Source organism: Parabacteroides vesiculifaciens (genome assembly GCF_049860805.1).
Lineage (GTDB): Bacteria > Bacteroidota > Bacteroidia > Bacteroidales > Tannerellaceae > Parabacteroides.
The window spans coordinates 1,787,766-1,803,527 of record NZ_CP187555.1 but is presented as its reverse complement, the minus strand read 5'-3'; the positions used below and the strand labels follow the sequence as shown (position 1 = coordinate 1,803,527).

The 15,762-nt window shown below is 45.6% G+C and carries 11 protein-coding genes, 1 tRNA gene and 1 pseudogene; 8 read left to right on the top strand and 5 right to left on the bottom strand.

What is annotated here, in order from left to right; genetic code table 11:
• Positions 1-85: 85 nt before the first annotated feature.
• The 3 genes from ACPYIV_RS07380 to ACPYIV_RS07370 all read right to left on the bottom strand — a co-directional run bounded on the left by ACPYIV_RS07380 (position 86) and on the right by ACPYIV_RS07370 (position 4,674).
• On the bottom strand, positions 86-1,645 hold the full coding sequence (locus ACPYIV_RS07380) for a DUF4435 domain-containing protein (RefSeq protein ID WP_293734428.1): 1,560 nt from the start codon (positions 1,643-1,645) through the stop codon (positions 86-88).
• 151 nt (positions 1,646-1,796) lie between these two features.
• Positions 1,797-3,278, bottom strand: coding sequence for a proline--tRNA ligase (proS, locus tag ACPYIV_RS07375; protein WP_300762050.1), 1,482 nt, complete (start codon positions 3,276-3,278; stop codon positions 1,797-1,799).
• Between the two features lie 124 nt (positions 3,279-3,402).
• Entirely contained in the window at positions 3,403-4,674 is a 1,272-nt protein-coding gene (locus ACPYIV_RS07370) for a phosphoglycerate kinase (protein WP_293740469.1), read from the bottom strand.
• A 361-nt stretch (positions 4,675-5,035) separates the two neighbouring features.
• Between ACPYIV_RS07370 and ACPYIV_RS07365 the strand changes: the two genes are divergently transcribed.
• From ACPYIV_RS07365 to ACPYIV_RS07355, 3 genes are read left to right on the top strand one after another with little or no spacing between them, the layout of a single operon-like run.
• The gene (locus ACPYIV_RS07365) at positions 5,036-6,181 is read left to right on the top strand and encodes an NEW3 domain-containing protein (protein ID WP_293734425.1); all 1,146 of its coding nucleotides are present in this window, start codon (positions 5,036-5,038) and stop codon (positions 6,179-6,181) included.
• A gap of 3 nt (positions 6,182-6,184) precedes the next feature.
• A complete protein-coding gene (locus ACPYIV_RS07360) occupies positions 6,185-6,925 on the top strand; it encodes an ABC transporter ATP-binding protein (RefSeq protein WP_293734424.1) in 741 nt (246 codons plus the stop codon).
• Positions 6,918-7,874, top strand: coding sequence for an ABC transporter permease (locus tag ACPYIV_RS07355; protein ID WP_425886504.1), 957 nt, complete (start codon positions 6,918-6,920; stop codon positions 7,872-7,874). The genes ACPYIV_RS07360 and ACPYIV_RS07355 overlap by 8 nt, the downstream gene beginning before the upstream one ends.
• 97 nt (positions 7,875-7,971) lie before the next feature.
• Here the strand turns inward: ACPYIV_RS07355 and ACPYIV_RS07350 are convergent, their stop codons facing one another.
• Entirely contained in the window at positions 7,972-8,436 is a 465-nt protein-coding gene (locus ACPYIV_RS07350) for a hypothetical protein (RefSeq protein ID WP_293734423.1), read from the bottom strand.
• Positions 8,415-9,503: a GNAT family N-acetyltransferase gene (locus ACPYIV_RS07345; protein WP_293734422.1), complete on the bottom strand. Its 1,089-nt coding sequence runs from the start codon at positions 9,501-9,503 to the stop codon at positions 8,415-8,417. The genes ACPYIV_RS07350 and ACPYIV_RS07345 overlap by 22 nt, the downstream gene beginning before the upstream one ends.
• 535 nt (positions 9,504-10,038) lie before the next feature.
• Here ACPYIV_RS07345 and ACPYIV_RS07340 point away from each other — a divergent pair.
• The 5 genes and pseudogenes from ACPYIV_RS07340 to ACPYIV_RS07320 all read left to right on the top strand — a co-directional run.
• A complete protein-coding gene (locus tag ACPYIV_RS07340) occupies positions 10,039-11,610 on the top strand; it encodes a carboxylase (protein ID WP_293740383.1) in 1,572 nt (523 codons plus the stop codon).
• A 105-nt stretch (positions 11,611-11,715) separates the two neighbouring features.
• The gene (locus ACPYIV_RS07335) at positions 11,716-13,359 is read left to right on the top strand and encodes a DUF6377 domain-containing protein (protein ID WP_425886242.1); all 1,644 of its coding nucleotides are present in this window, start codon (positions 11,716-11,718) and stop codon (positions 13,357-13,359) included.
• 182 nt (positions 13,360-13,541) lie between these two features.
• Positions 13,542-13,709, top strand: coding sequence for a hypothetical protein (locus ACPYIV_RS07330; RefSeq protein WP_293734933.1), 168 nt, complete (start codon positions 13,542-13,544; stop codon positions 13,707-13,709).
• A 256-nt stretch (positions 13,710-13,965) separates the two neighbouring features.
• Positions 13,966-14,050: transfer RNA gene (locus ACPYIV_RS07325), tRNA-Ser, on the top strand.
• Between the two features lie 273 nt (positions 14,051-14,323).
• A pseudogene (locus tag ACPYIV_RS07320) lies at positions 14,324-15,298 on the top strand (phage integrase SAM-like domain-containing protein); the annotation flags it as partial.
• Positions 15,299-15,762: the final 464 nt, after the last annotated feature.

Sequence of the window (15,762 nt, the reverse complement as noted above, 5' to 3'; positions counted from 1 at the left end):
GAGCTTTCGCCCCATTCTATTCATTTTTATTAAAATGCAAAAGAACGACTTTTTACGGACTTTTTGTTCATTTCGAGAATTTTTTTTATGTTCCTAAACATTCTTTGATGGAAGTCCGGATGATATTTGCATCTTCTTTATTTTCTTTCAGAATAGAGAGGATGAGGTTTAAGTAACTTTCTTTATTACTGATGCCGCAGTATTTGCAGAGTTGGGACTGCGGCAACATTCCTTTCTGGTTGTAGACGCGAAGAATATTTTTGTAATCTCCGGTTTCGGCAAACAGGATGAATTTCTCTTTGATTCCTCTGTATATTTCGTCTACGTGGACGGTTTCACGGATGCTTTCCACATGTTCGGTCAGTTCGTCTACCGTACTCATCTTCCGATTCAAGGCTGTCTCCAACTTTTTCTGCACGCGGTGGCGGGCATGGAGCAGAACCTGGCTTTCAAGGTCTTTCAGGAAAAGCTTGATAACGTTTTCTTTGACCTGATTGAAGACCTGTTCGGGATCTTTCATCAGGCGGGCGGCAACGGTTTTGATAACCGGTTCCAGCATCAGCAGGTTTTCCACTTCGGCAACGTTGGGCACGTAGATATGCTGCTCGCGCAGGTAAGCTATTTCTCCTTCCGTGCGGCGGTCACGGTCTACGATTCCTTTCGAATCCAGGGTATGGAAATCTTTCAATTGGCCGAATGCCTTTGTCGTTTCGATCACTTTCTGGCAACCTCCCATCGGTTTTACTTTGTAGTCGGGGAAGATAAGCGGGTAGAGGCGGCTGTCTATGCTGTTGGAGTCGGTTCCTTCGATAAACAGGATCGGTTTGCGGCTGCCTAATATTTCCATATAGACTTCTTCAGGGAAGCTGTCGTTGCTTTCGATCAGTTCGTAGTCCCATATCCGGGCATCTGCATTGTAAGAGCGAATCCAAAGGCGTTTGCTGTTGTCGCGGGAGGCGGCAAAGTCGATGTCGTGCGTCAGATATACATACGTGCAATCCGGTCGCATGGCTTCTATCTCGTCCCACAAAGGATTTTTGATGGAGTCGTGGAGCAGGATTTCCGGCTCCTCAATGATTAATAGTGCGTTTTCCCGGGCACAGAGTACGGCGCCGATCAGATAAAACACCAGTTTTTCGCCGTCGCTCATCCGGCCGGCCGTGTAGGAATCTCCGTCGATACTGGTGGAGGCCAGTTCTATAAAGCCGGATTTGCGGACCAGGCGGTTATGCGGGAACATCTTTTCCCAAATTGTCTGGATGCGGTCTATCTTGGTGACTGGCGGCAATAAATCGGGCGTTAGCTTACTTTCTTCCTTATACTGGACGGCTGCTTCGAATTCTTCGGTTTGGAGGTGCAGGATCAGTTTTTCGTATTCTGACATACGCGGCATGAAAAGCCGTTCCGCAATCATGGATTGAAGCCGTGCCAGCTCGTTGCCGTTCGCAGGTGCCTTGTTTTCTTCGCTGCTAAGGAAGAGGGAATGCATTCCGGATATCCATACGCTTTGTCCGGTGTAGCGCTGGTGCAAATTTCTGCCGAAGGAGCTTTTACCGGCTCCGTTAGCCCCGATTACTACCAGCACTTTCGTGTCGAGGGTAACGGGAGCTGAAGTATTTTGATTGGTAGGAAGAATTAAATCCATAACTGGTCTTCGATTAGTTTCCCCAAAGGTAAATAAAAATTCCATAGGCGTGAAACAAAAGTTCCATAGGCATGAAACAAAAATTCCATAAGCATGGAACAAGAGTTTCATGCTTATGGAACTTTATTTTCTTCCGTATGTATCGGACGGTTTAGTAAGCGCGTGCAAATAATACGCGCTGTGCGGAAGGTTTACCGGTAACGATGCATGTGCCCGGTGTCTTATCGCTATCCAAAGGAATGCAACGGATCGTAGCTTTTGTTTCGTTCTTGATCTGTTCTTCCGTTTCGGGAGTGCCGTCCCAGTGAGCCATAATGAAATAGCCTTCGTCAAGCCGTTGCTTGAACTCGTCGTAGGTGTCTACTTCGATTGTTTTCTCAGCCCGGTGGTCGAATGCTTTCTGGAAGATGTTTTTCTGTATTTCTTCCAACAGGTTCTGAACATATGTTTCGATGTTGTCGCAAGTCACGGTTTCTTTTTCCAGTGTATCGCGGCGCATGACTTCGATCGTGTTGTTTTCCAGGTCACGTCCGCCCATAGCCAAACGTACGGGAACGCCTTTCAGTTCGTATTCTGCAAACTTCCATCCCGGCTTCTTGTTGTCGGCGTCATCATATTTGACTGAAATACCCAATGCTTTCAACTTGGCAACGATACCGCTTACCTTTTCGCTGATCTGCGCCAACTGTTCTTCGCTGCGGTAGATCGGAATGATTACCACCTGGATAGGAGCGAGGTGTGGAGGCAATACCAGACCGTTATCGTCGGAATGGGACATGATCAAGGCACCGATCAGACGGGTTGAAACTCCCCATGAAGTAGCCCAGGCATAGTCGCTCTTTCCGTTCTTGTCGATAAAAGTAACGTCGAATGCCTTGCCGAAGTTTTGTCCTAAGAAGTGAGACGTACCGGCTTGCAGTGCTTTTCCGTCTTGCATCATCGCTTCGATCGTGTAAGTATCCAAAGCTCCGGCGAAACGTTCGCTTGCAGACTTGACACCTTTGATAACCGGCATCGCCATATAGTTTTCGGCAAAGTCAGCATATACACCCTGCATCTTCTTTGCTTCGATTTCGGCTTCTTCGCGGGTTGCGTGAGCGGTATGTCCTTCTTGCCACAGGAATTCTGCGGTACGGAGGAAGAGGCGGGTACGCATTTCCCAGCGCATTACGTTTGCCCATTGGTTGCAAAGGATAGGCAGGTCGCGGTAAGACTGGATCCAGTTGCGGTAAGTGTTCCAGATGATTGTCTCGGATGTCGGACGGATAATCAGTTCTTCTTCCAGTTTGGCGGCCGGATCGACTACGACACCTGTACCGTCGTGGTTTGTTTTCAGACGATAATGTGTTACAACGGCGCATTCTTTGGCGAAGCCTTCCACATGTTCGGCTTCCTTGCTTAGGAATGATTTCGGGATCAGCAAGGGAAAGTAAGCGTTTACGTGACCTGTTTCCTTGAACATATCATCGAGGATACGTTGCATCTTTTCCCAAATTGCATATCCGTAAGGCTTGATCACCATACAGCCGCGCACTGCAGAATTCTCTGCCAGATCCGCTTTGATTACCAGATCCTGGTACCACTGCGAGTAGTTTACACTTCTCGGAGTCAGTTCTTTCAGCTCTTTTGCCATTTCCTTATAATTCTATATGTTTTTTCTATTGATTCCAAATATGACGTGCAAAGGTACAAAAATATTTGCAAAAAAGGCCACTCCTCGAAAGAAGCAGCCTTTTATTTATGGATAAGAAATTTTCTTATTTGTATGCTTCGCCCTTAATAGCAGCGATACCCGGAAGAACTTTGCCTTCGATAGCTTCCAGCAGAGCACCACCACCTGTAGAAACGTAAGAGACGCCGCTTGCCAGACCGAACTTGTTGACACAAGCAACAGAGTCACCACCACCTACTAATGAGAAGGCGCCGTTTTTAGTTGCTTCAACGATAGCTTCGCCTACTGCGCGGGAACCGTCTGTAAAGTTTTCGAATTCGAATACGCCAGTAGGACCGTTCCACAGGATCGTCTTGGAGTTCTTGATAACATCAGCATAAAGAGCGATTGTCTTCGGACCGATGTCAAGGCCTTCCCATCCGTCAGGAATTTCGTTTACATCAGCATAAGCAGTCTTGGCATCGTTGCTGAAATCGTCAGCAATCTTAGCATCGACAGCCAATACCAGGTTTACACCTTTTTCTTTTGCTTTTTTCATAAGGTCGAGAGCCAGATCCAACTTGTCGTCTTCGCAGATCGATTTACCGATCTTGCCACCCATAGCCTTTGTGAAAGTATAAGTCATACCGCCGGTGATGATCAGGTTATCTACCTTGTTCAAGAGGTTTTCGATGATTTCGATCTTCGAAGAAACTTTGGAACCGCCCATGATTGCAGTAAACGGACGGGCGATGTCGTTCAATACCTTTTCGACAGCTTTTACTTCTTTTTCCATCAGGTAGCCGAACATCTTGTGGTCAGCATCGAAGTAATCGGCGATCAATGCCGTAGAAGCGTGAGCACGGTGAGCTGTACCGAATGCGTCGTTTACATAGCAGTCAGCATAAGATGCCAATCTCTTTGTAAATTCTTTCTGGCTTTCTTTAACGGCTTTCTTGGCCGCTTTCTTTTCTTCGTCTGTTGCATCTTCTGCCAAACCTCTTGGTTTGCCTTCTTCTTCTGCATAGAAACGAAGGTTTTCAAGGAGCAATGCTTCGCCCGGTTGCAGAGCGGCAGCTTTAGCGCCGGCTTCTTCACCGATACAGTCGTTAGCAAACTGAACATCGACACCCAGCAGTTCGGAAACGTGTTTCAGGATGTGTTTCAGTGAATATTTGTCAGTAACGCCTTTCGGACGTCCCAGGTGAGAACCGATGATTACACTACCACCGTCTGCCAAAATCTTTTTCAGAGTAGGAAGGGCGGCACGGATACGAGTGTCGTCTGTGATGTTGAAGTTTTCGTCCAGAGGAACGTTGAAGTCAACTCTTACAAATGCCTTTTTGCCGGCAAAATTGAAATTGTCAATTGATTGCATAACTCTTATATTTAAGTTCTGTATTAAAATATCACGCTTAGCGGACGCAAACTTACACAAAAATATTTTATTTCATTGTTTCATATTCTATAATTATTGGCTTAAATGAAAAACTTCCATACTCTTCGATCAAAACATGTATGCTTTGCGTTTAAAACATATATGCTTTGAATGCGAAACATATGTGTTTTGAAAAAGGTAGTTTCCGGTTGCGTTTTTCTATTATATGTATAGGGAATCGGAAAGCAGGGGTTATTGTGATAAATTTTTTTTAATTCTTTTAATAGACGGTAATAAATAAGACTTTTATATTTGTCGCCAGCTATTGATAAACAATTTTGTACTAAAATTTTTTATGACAATGCGAACAAATCATCTTAATCTACTACTTGTACTCGTACTTGTATTATTTCCGATGAGTACACGCGCATATGGCGCCGGTGAATGTGTGATGTTGTACACTCCCTACACAAAGATTGCGGTTCCGCCGGGAGAGTCTATCAATTACAGTGTTGATGTCATTAATAATTGTGACGAAGTGAAGAATGCTTCTATCTCCGTCTCAGGAATGCCACGGGGATGGAAATATGAGATGAAAGCCGGAGGTTGGACGGTTGACCAGATATCCGTTCTGCCGGGTGAGAAGAAGAATTTTTCTTTTAAAGTGGATGTTCCGTTTAAGGTTAATAAGGGAACGTACCATTTTACACTGACTGCCCCAGGTGTGGCGGAGCTACCATTGACTGTAACTGTGTCCGAACAAGGAACTTATCAGACTGAATTTATGACGAAGCAGCCCAATATGCAGGGCAATTCGAAATCGACTTTCAACTTTAATGCTACATTGAAGAACCAGACGGCCGACCAGCAACTTTATGCACTGATGGCGGACGCTCCGAGGGGATGGAACGTCACTTTCCGGGTTGCCGGCAAGCAGGCTACTTCCGCACAGGTGGAAGCCAATGCAACGGAGAATATCAGTATCGACATCAATCCGGCGGCAAATGTGCAGGCGGGCACTTATAAGATTCCGGTCCATGCGACCACCAGTTCGACTTCGGCCGATATCGAGCTGGAGGTGGTAGTCACCGGCTCTTATGATATCGAACTGACGACTCCGCGGGGATTATTGAGCGCTGAAATTACGGCAGGAGATATGAAACGTATTGATCTGGTAGTACGCAACAATGGATCTGCCGAACTGAAGGATGTCCAATTGACAGCCACTAAGCCGGTTGACTGGGAAGTAACCTTCGAACCTTCCAAAATAGAGAAACTGACGGCAGGCAGCACGACGAATGTTACTGCGACGATAAAAGCATCCGGAAAGGCTCTGCCGGGCGATTATGTGACGAAGATGACGGCTAAAACGCCGGAAGTCAATACGACTGCGGAGTTCCGCATATCTGTTCATACTCCTATGATTTACGGTTGGTTGGGAATTTTAATTATTGTGCTCGTGCTGGGCGGTGTGTTTTATCTGTTCCGTAAATATGGAAGGAGGTAAGCCATGTGCCAGTATGTGATCGAACTTACCGGTTTGACGAAAAAGTATGGAAACTTTACTGCCGTGAATGATCTGAACCTGCAGATCCGTAAAGGTGAAATATTCGGGTTGCTGGGGCCGAACGGGGCGGGGAAGTCTACGACCATACTGATGATGCTGGGCCTGACCGAGCCGACAGACGGCTCCGTAAAAGTATGTGGCGTCGATTCCACCACTCATCCGATAGATGTGAAACGTAAAGTCGGGTATCTGCCCGAGGATGTAGGCTTTTATGAGGACATGACGGGGATCGAGAACCTTATTTATACAGCTGCCTTGAATGGTATTCGGAAAAAAGAGGCGCGTACGAAAGCGGAACAATTGCTTGATCGGGTAGGACTATCGAAGGAGGCGGATAAAAAGGCTGGCAAATATTCCAAAGGAATGCGTCAACGTCTCGGATTGGCCGATGTGTTGATCAAAAGCCCTGAAGTTGTCATTCTGGACGAGCCGACTTCCGGAATAGATCCGGCCGGTGTGCAGGAGTTTATGGGATTGATCCGGCAACTGAGCCGGGAAGAAGGGTTGACCGTCTTGTTTTCTTCCCATCATCTGAACCAGGTCCAGCAAGTTTGCGACCGGGTAGGATTGTTTGGTGGGGGGAAGCTGCTGGCGGAGGTCGAACTGACCGATTTACATAAGACCGAGCATGGACTTGACGATATCTATAATCAATATTTCGGGGGAGGACGCAGCCATGAGTAATACGAATCATCCTTTCTGGGTTATTGTCAATAAGGAAATTTCCGATTATGTAAGAAGTTGGCGTTTTATTATCCTGATCGTTATCATTGCGTTGACTTGTATGGGTTCGTTGTATACGGCCCTGACAAATATCCGCGAAGCGATAAAGCCGAATGATCCGGACGGAGCTTTCCTTTTCCTGAAACTGTTTACGGTATCGGATGGGACGCTGCCTTCTTTTGCCGTATTTATCAGTTTTCTGGGACCTTTGTTGGGGATTTCACTGGGTTTCGATGCTATTAATTCAGAGCAAAACAAAGGAACGCTGAGCCGCATCTTGTCTCAGCCGATCCACCGGGATTATCTGATTAATGCGAAGTTTGTGGCGGCTCTGACTGTAATCGGCATCATGTTGTTCATGCTGGGATTCTTAGTTATGGGATTCGGATTGATTGCGATCGGGATTCCGCCTACGGCAGAGGAGTTTATGCGTGTCATCTTCTTCCTGGTCGTAAGCCTCTTTTATGTGGCGTTCTGGTTGAACCTGTCGATATTCTTTTCGATCCGTTTCAAACAGGCGGCAACTTCGGCATTGGCTTGTGTGGCGATCTGGTTGTTTTTCAGCGTATTCTATAATATGATTATCAACTTGGTAGGAAAAGCGTTGAGCCCTTCGGCTTGGGTTTCTGACTATCAGGTGATCGCTTACCAACGGTTTATGCTGAATTTACTCCGCTTTGCACCGAGCGAGTTGTTTAATGAGGCGACGATGACATTGTTAATGCCCTCCGTGCGGAGTCTGGGTCCGCTGACAATGGAGCAGGTGCATGGTGCGATTCCAAGCCCGTTGCCTTTAGGCCAGAGCCTTTTGGTTGTCTGGCCGCAACTGACAGGATTGATTGCAGCAACAGTTGTATGTTTTGCTTTGTCGTATGTCTCGTTTATGAGGAAAGAGGTACGGTCAAGGTGAATAATGTGCCAATGTGTTAATATGCCGATGTGCCAATGAATGGGAGTTTCCTGTTTATTGGCATATTGGCACATTATTCACAGTGGCGCATTATTTATCATTCTGTTAATTTGAAACGCAAGCGTAGCCGGCCGTCAGTATAATCGTATGTCAGCATTTTGAAATGTCCGATTTCAGACGTGTTGTTGACATGCGCTCCGATACAGGCACAAGCGTCGTAATCTCCGATGCGGACAACGCGCAGCGTTTCGCTTGCGTCTTCCGGCAACTTGCTGAGATCGACGATCTTCCCGGCTTCCGCTTTCGGCACAAATTCGATTGTAACCGGCAGATGCCGGTCGATCACTTCATTAATCCTGCGTTCCACCTCGGCCATCATTTCGGCCGTCGGTTCTTCCGGTAACTCGTAGTCACATTTACTCTTTTTCCTTTCTATATGAGCATTCTTCGATCGTGGGCAACCGAACATACGAACCATTGTCTGATTCAAAATATGTTCTGCCGTATGCATAGGAGGATATTCCTGTTTGTTGTGTTCGTTTAATTGGATTTCCTGTTCCACAATTCTATTTCTTTTTTTAATATACTATATACATTAATATCTACATATTTACCTGATATCAACAATTCACCATCCCGCTCCGTTCCCTCTAATGTGAATCCCAAACGTTTTGGGATGGCATTGCTCGGGATGTTGCCGACGGCACACCGGATTTGAATGCGGTTTATGTTACGTTCACGGACAGCCCATTGGCAGAGATAACGGACTGCTTGTGTGACAATCCCTTTTCCCCGGTAGGCAGGAAGCAGCCAGTAACCTATTTCCGTGCGGTGGTTGGGGGCATCGGAAAAATGGAAGCCTGCCAGCCCGCAGATATTTGTCCCTTGTTCCAAAATATATACCGGATCGCGTTGCTTGTAAGGAACTGCCAGTACGGACAGTAGGAATCCCTCTTCGCCCGCAACACTTTTGAGCTCGTCTACAAAAGGCAGCCAGATGCGCAGGTCTTCCCGGTTCTTGTCGATCGCTTCAAAGATCGGAGCTGCATCCTCGAAAGTCGCTTCCCTGATTGTATAGCCGGAAATACCGATCGGATGGGAGTGGGGACGAATCGTCTTTTCGAATGCTTTTCTTGCGCTGTTATTGCGGTAATATACTTCACCGCAATATCGGAAACCCAGCGTGTCGATCAGGCGAAGCATATAAGCATTGTCATATTTTGTATCTACACGGAAACTGTAGATGCCTTTCTGGCGGCTCACCTCTTCGGCTTGCAACATAAATTGTTTTGCCATGCCCTGCCGTTTCATCTCATCGGCAATGGCAAGCCGGTGAACGATGACATAAGGAAGGTCGTTCGACCATTTGCCCTCTATAGCTTTATAAACAGGTTCGCCGTCGAATGAAATAACTCCGTATGCAATAACCCGGCCTTCCCGGCAGATGACGTATCCGTTGCCGTCCTGTATGTCTTGCCGGATATGTTCGATAGCCGGATAGTTCTCGTCCCATTGCTGACTTCCAAGACGTTGCATTTGGGCTTTTGCCTGCCCGATAATTTGCCAGATCCGCTCGATATCTGTTTCTGCTGCTTTTCGGAATATGTCGGATGTATCTGAGGTTGTCATTCGTCTTTCGTGTTTATATTATGAATCCCCAAAGATAGTTCTTATTTTATTATTTCAATGCGATATGGAATGTCGAAACAGGGCGACCGCACCAAATTCATTTTTAAGCGATACGATCTTATGGACTACATAATATAAGTAATAATCTATCCCTGCTACAAGAAAACTTATCTACATAGGCATAAAAAACATCGGAGTGCCTATCAATTCTGTAATCAGTGCCAGTGATTATAAAATCAGTGCCAGCAATTATATAATCATAACCACTGATTATAAAATCACTGACACCGATTACAGAATTAGCAGGCACTTAAGAAAGAATTATTCGGGACAAAAACGGGTTTTTCTCTCCATAGAAATAAAGAATTGTTACTGCTGGATTTGGTGCGGTTGCCCTAAATGTCAAAATGATAAGCGGAAAAGCCCGTTTTTATAAACATTTGCTATTCTTAACCAGGTAATTCTAATCAAAACAGTTTAATTTTTGTTATAAAGATAGATTTAAGTCTGAAACGGTCTAAACAATTTATTAGGTATGATACGAAAATTATTGATTCGGGATCTGACTCTCCGGGATGGTCAGCAATCTGCTTTTGCAACGCGAATGTCACAAAAACAGATAGACAGAGTGCTTCCTTTTTATAGAGAAGCCGGTTTTTACGCGATGGAAATATGGGGTGGTGCCGTGCCGGATTCTATCATGCGATATCTGGGAGAAGATCCCTGGGAACGATTGGAAAAGATAAAAGCAGCCATTGGGAATGCTTCCAAGTTGGCCGCCCTTTCACGCGGACGTAACCTGTTTGGCTACAATCCTTATCCCGATAAGATTATTAAAGGCTTCTGCCGCAATTCCATAGAATCCGGATTGGATATCATGCGCATATTTGATGCGCTGAATGATGTGGAGAATATAAAATCGACAGTCAAATATGTAAAACGCTTCGGAGGAATAGCCGATTGTGCCGTTTGCTACACGATCGATCCGTATCATTCGGCCGTAGAAAGAATTGTAGCGGCTTTGCATGGACATTCGTTGCATAAGCCTGTTTTTACAAATGAATATTTCTTAGACAAAGCGCTTCAAATGGAGGCTTTGGGAGCCGATATGATCACGATTAAAGATATGAGCGGTCTGATCCCGCCGGGAAGAAGTGCCGAAATGGTGCGTTTGTTTAAAAAGCACCTCAAAGTTCCGGTAGATTTTCATACCCATTGTACGCCCGGATATGGTCTGGCCTCGGTTTTGGCTGCTATTGTCAACGGAGTGGATATCGTCGATACCAATATTTGGTATTTCGCCGGTGGAACGGCTGCTCCGGCAATCGAACTGGTGTACGTGTTCTGCAAGAAAATGGGTATCGAGCTGGATATCAATATGGAGGCAATTGCAAAGATTAATGCTCATTTGTTGGATATCCGCAAGGATTTATCCGCTTTCGATATGGCAAAACAATTGCCTAAACCGTTTAATCCGTTGACAGACAGAATACCCACCGAGATCGACCGTTTCTTTAACGATGCGATCGACGCGGCCCGTAAAGATAAAGAGGAAGATTTGCTTATCTTCTGTCATGCCATAGAAGAATATTTTGGTTTCCCCGAACCGAATGAATTGGTGAAGAAAGCCCAGATACCGGGAGGCATGTATACGAATATGGTGGCCCAGTTGAAGCAATTGGGGCAGTTGGACTTGTTGGAGAAGGCGATGTCGCTGATTCCCCAGGTGCGTATGGATGCAGGCCTGCCGCCCTTAGTTACGCCGACGAGCCAGATCATCGGGGCTCAAGCCGTGTCATGTGCGTTGGATCAATTGAAAGGACGTCCGATGTACAGTAATCCGTCCAACCAGTTTATCGCCTTAGTCAAAGGAGAATATGGAAAGACGCCTGTCCCGGTCGATCCGGAATTCCGCTTGAAGATTACGGGTTCGCGGGATGAAGTACCCTATGATCCTTCCGATTATGAAATGCAGGAGAATCCTGTTATAGAAGAAAACGGTGTCCAATTGGCCGAAAACGAGAAAGAAGTCTTACTTCTGGAACTTTTCCCGATGATGGCGCACAATTTCTTATCGAAGAAGAAACAGGCTCATACTACCCCATAATATTAGATTGTTTTTTATGTATTTAAGAGCTTTTCCTGCGGGCAAATGGCCGGGGAAAAGCTTTTTTGTTTTACATTTGTCTGCCGGAAATAAGCCGGAGTAGAAATGGAAAAGAGGTACAGGATAATTTTGTTTTTGTTTTTTGCCGCAAATATGGCTTTTGCGGAAGCTAACCTCGATTCTTTATTAATCAACCTCGATCAAACGATTCTCCGGCATGAAATTTATAAAAACAGGAGAGAAGCCCGGATTCGTGGACTGAAAGAGAAGGTTGCCAAAACGCCCCCGAACTCTATCGCCTGCTACCAGCTGAACGATAGCATTTACCGGGAATATAAATCCTATATGTGCGATTCGGCAGTCCTCTATCTGACAAAAAATATCCAGATTGCCCATAAGCTACATGACCAGGAGCGGGAATATAAAAGTAAGTTGCTGCTGGCTTCCCTGCATGCTGCAACCGGTATGTACCAGGAAGCTGTCGATGTGCTGGGAGAAGTCGGCCGGGAAGACTTGCCCGTTTCTCTTATCCGTGATTATTACGCCTGCAAAGAACAGGTCTACCGTGAAATATCCGGTAATTCCCGTGATCCGCAAAGCATAAGCCGTTATAAAGACAGGTCCCTTGTCTACCGGGATTCTTTAATAATGATGCTGCCGGTTGATGCCGACAGGCGGATCGAGCTGCAGGAACTGGCCTTACGTGCAGACGGAGATGTGGATGAAGCCCTCCGGATCAACGATGCGCGATTGGCTAAGATCCCGTTCGGCACTCCGGAGTACGCGCTTGCTTCTTATCAGCGGGCGATGATTTATCGCCAGAAAGAAGACCGGGAAAAAGAAAAGTATTATTTGGCCCTGTCCTCCTTGTCGGATATACAGTCCGCTATCACGGACCATGCTTCCCTGTGGATGCTGGCCGATTTGCTGCTTAAAGATGGCGATATCGAGCGTGCCTATCATTATATCCGTTTTTCATGGGATGAGACAAACCGTTTCCGTGCCCGTTCGAGAAGCTGGCAGAGTGCGGATATCCTTTCGCTGATCGATAAAAACTATCAGGCGACGATCGAAGGAAAGAACCGGATGTTGGTCACGTATCTGTCTCTGATCAGTGTGCTTACCTTATTATTGATCTCAGCCATCGTCTATATATACCGGCAGATGAAGCGCTTGGCGGAAGCCCGCAACCACTTGCAGGAGACAAACGAACAGTTGAAGGTGCTCAACGGCGAGTTGCATCAGGTGAACCAACGTTTGCAGTCTGCCAACCTCGAACTATCCGAGTCCAACCAGATCAAAGAAGAATATATCGGGCGTTTTATGAGCTTGTGTTCTTCTTATATCGATAAACTGGACGGATACCGCCGTATGGTCCACAAGAAGATTTCTTCCGGACAGATCGAGGAACTGGTTAAAATTACCCGTTCGTCGAAAGGACTGGAGGTCGAACTGGATGCGCTTTATAAGAATTTTGATACCGCATTTCTCCATCTGTTTCCGAATTTCGTGGTACAATTTAATTCGCTTCTGCAAGAAGACGAGCAGGTAGTATTGAAAAGGGATGAATTGTTGAATACCGAGCTTCGTATTTTTGCTTTGATCCGTTTGGGTATAAACGACAGTTCCCAGATTGCAGAATTCCTTCGCTATTCAGTGAACACCATCTACAATTACAGGGCAAAAGTGAAGAACAAAGCCTGCGTTTCCCGGGATGATTTTGAGAATATGATCCGTGAAATTCATTAATCCTTTTATATCCGATCCACTTTTTTAGCAATATGAATTATTTATATCTTGTTGTAAAATAAGAATTTATGTATTTTTAGCATCCACTTATTTATTCATTATCTCCTTTTGCCTTTTCTTTCTTCTTAATTTTGAATCACACATTTCAAATCAGCAGATTATTCATTAAAAAAGTAATACGCATGAAAAAGGACATAGGGGAATATCTTTCCCGCAAAAGCACGGAAGTAATCGCTATAGTGGCCTGTATCGGTTTGGCCGTAACTATGATTCTTGCTGCCGGATCGATCCGCATTGAGCAGGAGAAGGTTCATATTGCCTTGCACTCAAACAGCTTGCAAACGAAATAAACAGATAGCCTGTTTCTTAAAATAAGAGTGTTTTAATTTCTCCATACATATTTGTATCCGGTTCCCGTGCCTGGCATAGGAACCGGATTTTTTTAATATGGAAATCGAACGACTGTTCTTGTATGTAGACGGATATTATTATGTATCTGAAAATCAGGAATAGATAGATGGGGTGCGAAAAAAGTGAAAAGAAATGAAACAAAATGCTTGCATAATTCAAATAAACCACCTACTTTTGCACCCGTCTTAAAGACAAGGAGAGATGGCAGAGTGGTCGATTGCGGCGGTCTTGAAAACCGTTGAACTGAGAGGTTCCGGGGGTTCGAATCCCTCTTTCTCCGCTGAACTTACTGGACAGAAATGGACAGTAAACGGACAAAAAGCTACAAATCAATGATTTGTGGCTTTTTTTATTGCCCGAAAGTCCTGCTTCCAAGACTTCAAAAGTACGGTAAAAGACAAAGTTTCGTTACTAAATCGTTACCTATTCCTCACCGGACAAAAACGGTAACGATTTGTCCATAAATGACCTGATAATGACTTGATTAGTCCATAGTCTGCATAACTCAAAAACGAGAGGTAAAAAGTAATTTTGCAACTAAAAAAAGTGAGTTATGAAATCGACATTCAAGGTTCTTTTTTATTTGAAGAAAGGTTCTGAAAAGAAAAACGGCGAGGTAATGATTATGGCACGTATCACCATTGACGGCAAACAGTGCCAGTTCAGTACGAAACAGAGCATCCAGCCCGATAACTGGAGCATTGCCGCAGGCAAAGCCAAAGGCAGGGATGCCGGAAGAATAAACGCCCTGCTGGACGACATACGTTCTTCCCTGAACACCATTTACCACGAAATGCAGCGGCGTGACAACTACGTGACCGCCGAGAAAGTGAAGAACGAGTTCTTGGGACACAGCGAGAGCCACGAAACAATCCTTTCATTGTTCCAAAAGCACAATGACGATGTGAAGCAGCTTGTGGGCATATCCAAGACGATAGCGACCTACCGCAAGTATGAAGTGACCCGCCGCCACCTCGCCGAGTTCATCCGCAGCAAGTACAATGTATCGGACATATCAATAAAGGAGATAAGCCCGATGTTCATTACCGATTTTGAGTTGTATTTGCGTACCGCCTGCAAGTGCGGTTACAACACCACCGCCAAGTTCATGCAGTTCTTCAAGCGCATCATCATCATTGCCCGCAACAACGGCATACTGGTGGGCGACCCGTTCGCCAGCTACAAAATTCGGCTGGAAAAAGTGGATAGGGGCTACTTGACGGAGGACGAGATAAAAATCATCCTTAAAAAGAAAATGGTTTCCGAACGGCTGGAACACGTCAGGGACTTGTTCGTCTTTTCCTGTTTCTGCGGTTTGGCTTACAGCGATGTTGCCAACTTGCGGCAGGAGAATATCCAAAAGTCCTTTGACGGCAACCTTTGGATAATCACCAAGCGGGTAAAGACCAACACGGACGTGAATGTTCCCCTGCTTGACATTCCCAAGATGATTTTGAAGAAGTACAAGGGCAAGTTGCCGGACGGCAAGATACTTCCCGTAATCAGCAATCAGAAGCTAAACGCCTACTGTGCGCCCGTAAAGGTTGCGTAATGAATGTCTCTTTAGCAAGAGACTAGACTAGATTCTAAGTCTACTCCCAACCGACTTATCCGGCGGGGAAACCCAATGGGGAGTATCGCATGTCGGTTGCAGCATGGCCGCCCTAATTGCCAAGAGCGAGTGCATCGCTGGGGAGAAAGACAGACACGAGGATGAAACCTATACTGGTTGAACGATAGTTCAGTGAGGCATGTTGGACTTGTGACGAAAGGCAGTTGTATTGTCACACCGTGGCTCTCTCATTTGTCAGGTAGCCTTTGAGAGCATAGAACATAGCTACGGCACAACCGCAATAAGCGGAGAAAAGAACGAAAGTCGCATCCGACAGTCTGTCGCGCTAATAGTCATTACGAAACTAAACGGGGATTTCCTAAATCGGGATGCCTATGGAAACAAGGGCTATGTATAAAGATACTGAATACCCGATATGG

Bases quoted from the DNA above. Each gene is read 5' to 3' on its own strand.
- ACPYIV_RS07345 (WP_293734422.1), bottom strand. From the start codon at position 9,503: ATGACAACCTCAGATACATCCGACATATTCCGAAAAGCAGCAGAAACA.
- ACPYIV_RS07340 (WP_293740383.1), top strand. From the start codon at position 10,039: ATGATACGAAAATTATTGATTCGGGATCTGACTCTCCGGGATGGTCAG.
- proS (WP_300762050.1), bottom strand. From the start codon at position 3,278: ATGGCAAAAGAGCTGAAAGAACTGACTCCGAGAAGTGTAAACTACTCG.
- ACPYIV_RS07370 (WP_293740469.1), bottom strand. From the start codon at position 4,674: ATGCAATCAATTGACAATTTCAATTTTGCCGGCAAAAAGGCATTTGTA.
- ACPYIV_RS07335 (WP_425886242.1), top strand. From the start codon at position 11,716: ATGGAAAAGAGGTACAGGATAATTTTGTTTTTGTTTTTTGCCGCAAAT.
- ACPYIV_RS07355 (WP_425886504.1), top strand. From the start codon at position 6,918: ATGAGTAATACGAATCATCCTTTCTGGGTTATTGTCAATAAGGAAATT.
- ACPYIV_RS07330 (WP_293734933.1), top strand. From the start codon at position 13,542: ATGAAAAAGGACATAGGGGAATATCTTTCCCGCAAAAGCACGGAAGTA.
- ACPYIV_RS07380 (WP_293734428.1), bottom strand. From the start codon at position 1,645: ATGGATTTAATTCTTCCTACCAATCAAAATACTTCAGCTCCCGTTACC.
- ACPYIV_RS07360 (WP_293734424.1), top strand. From the start codon at position 6,185: ATGTGCCAGTATGTGATCGAACTTACCGGTTTGACGAAAAAGTATGGA.
- ACPYIV_RS07365 (WP_293734425.1), top strand. From the start codon at position 5,036: ATGCGAACAAATCATCTTAATCTACTACTTGTACTCGTACTTGTATTA.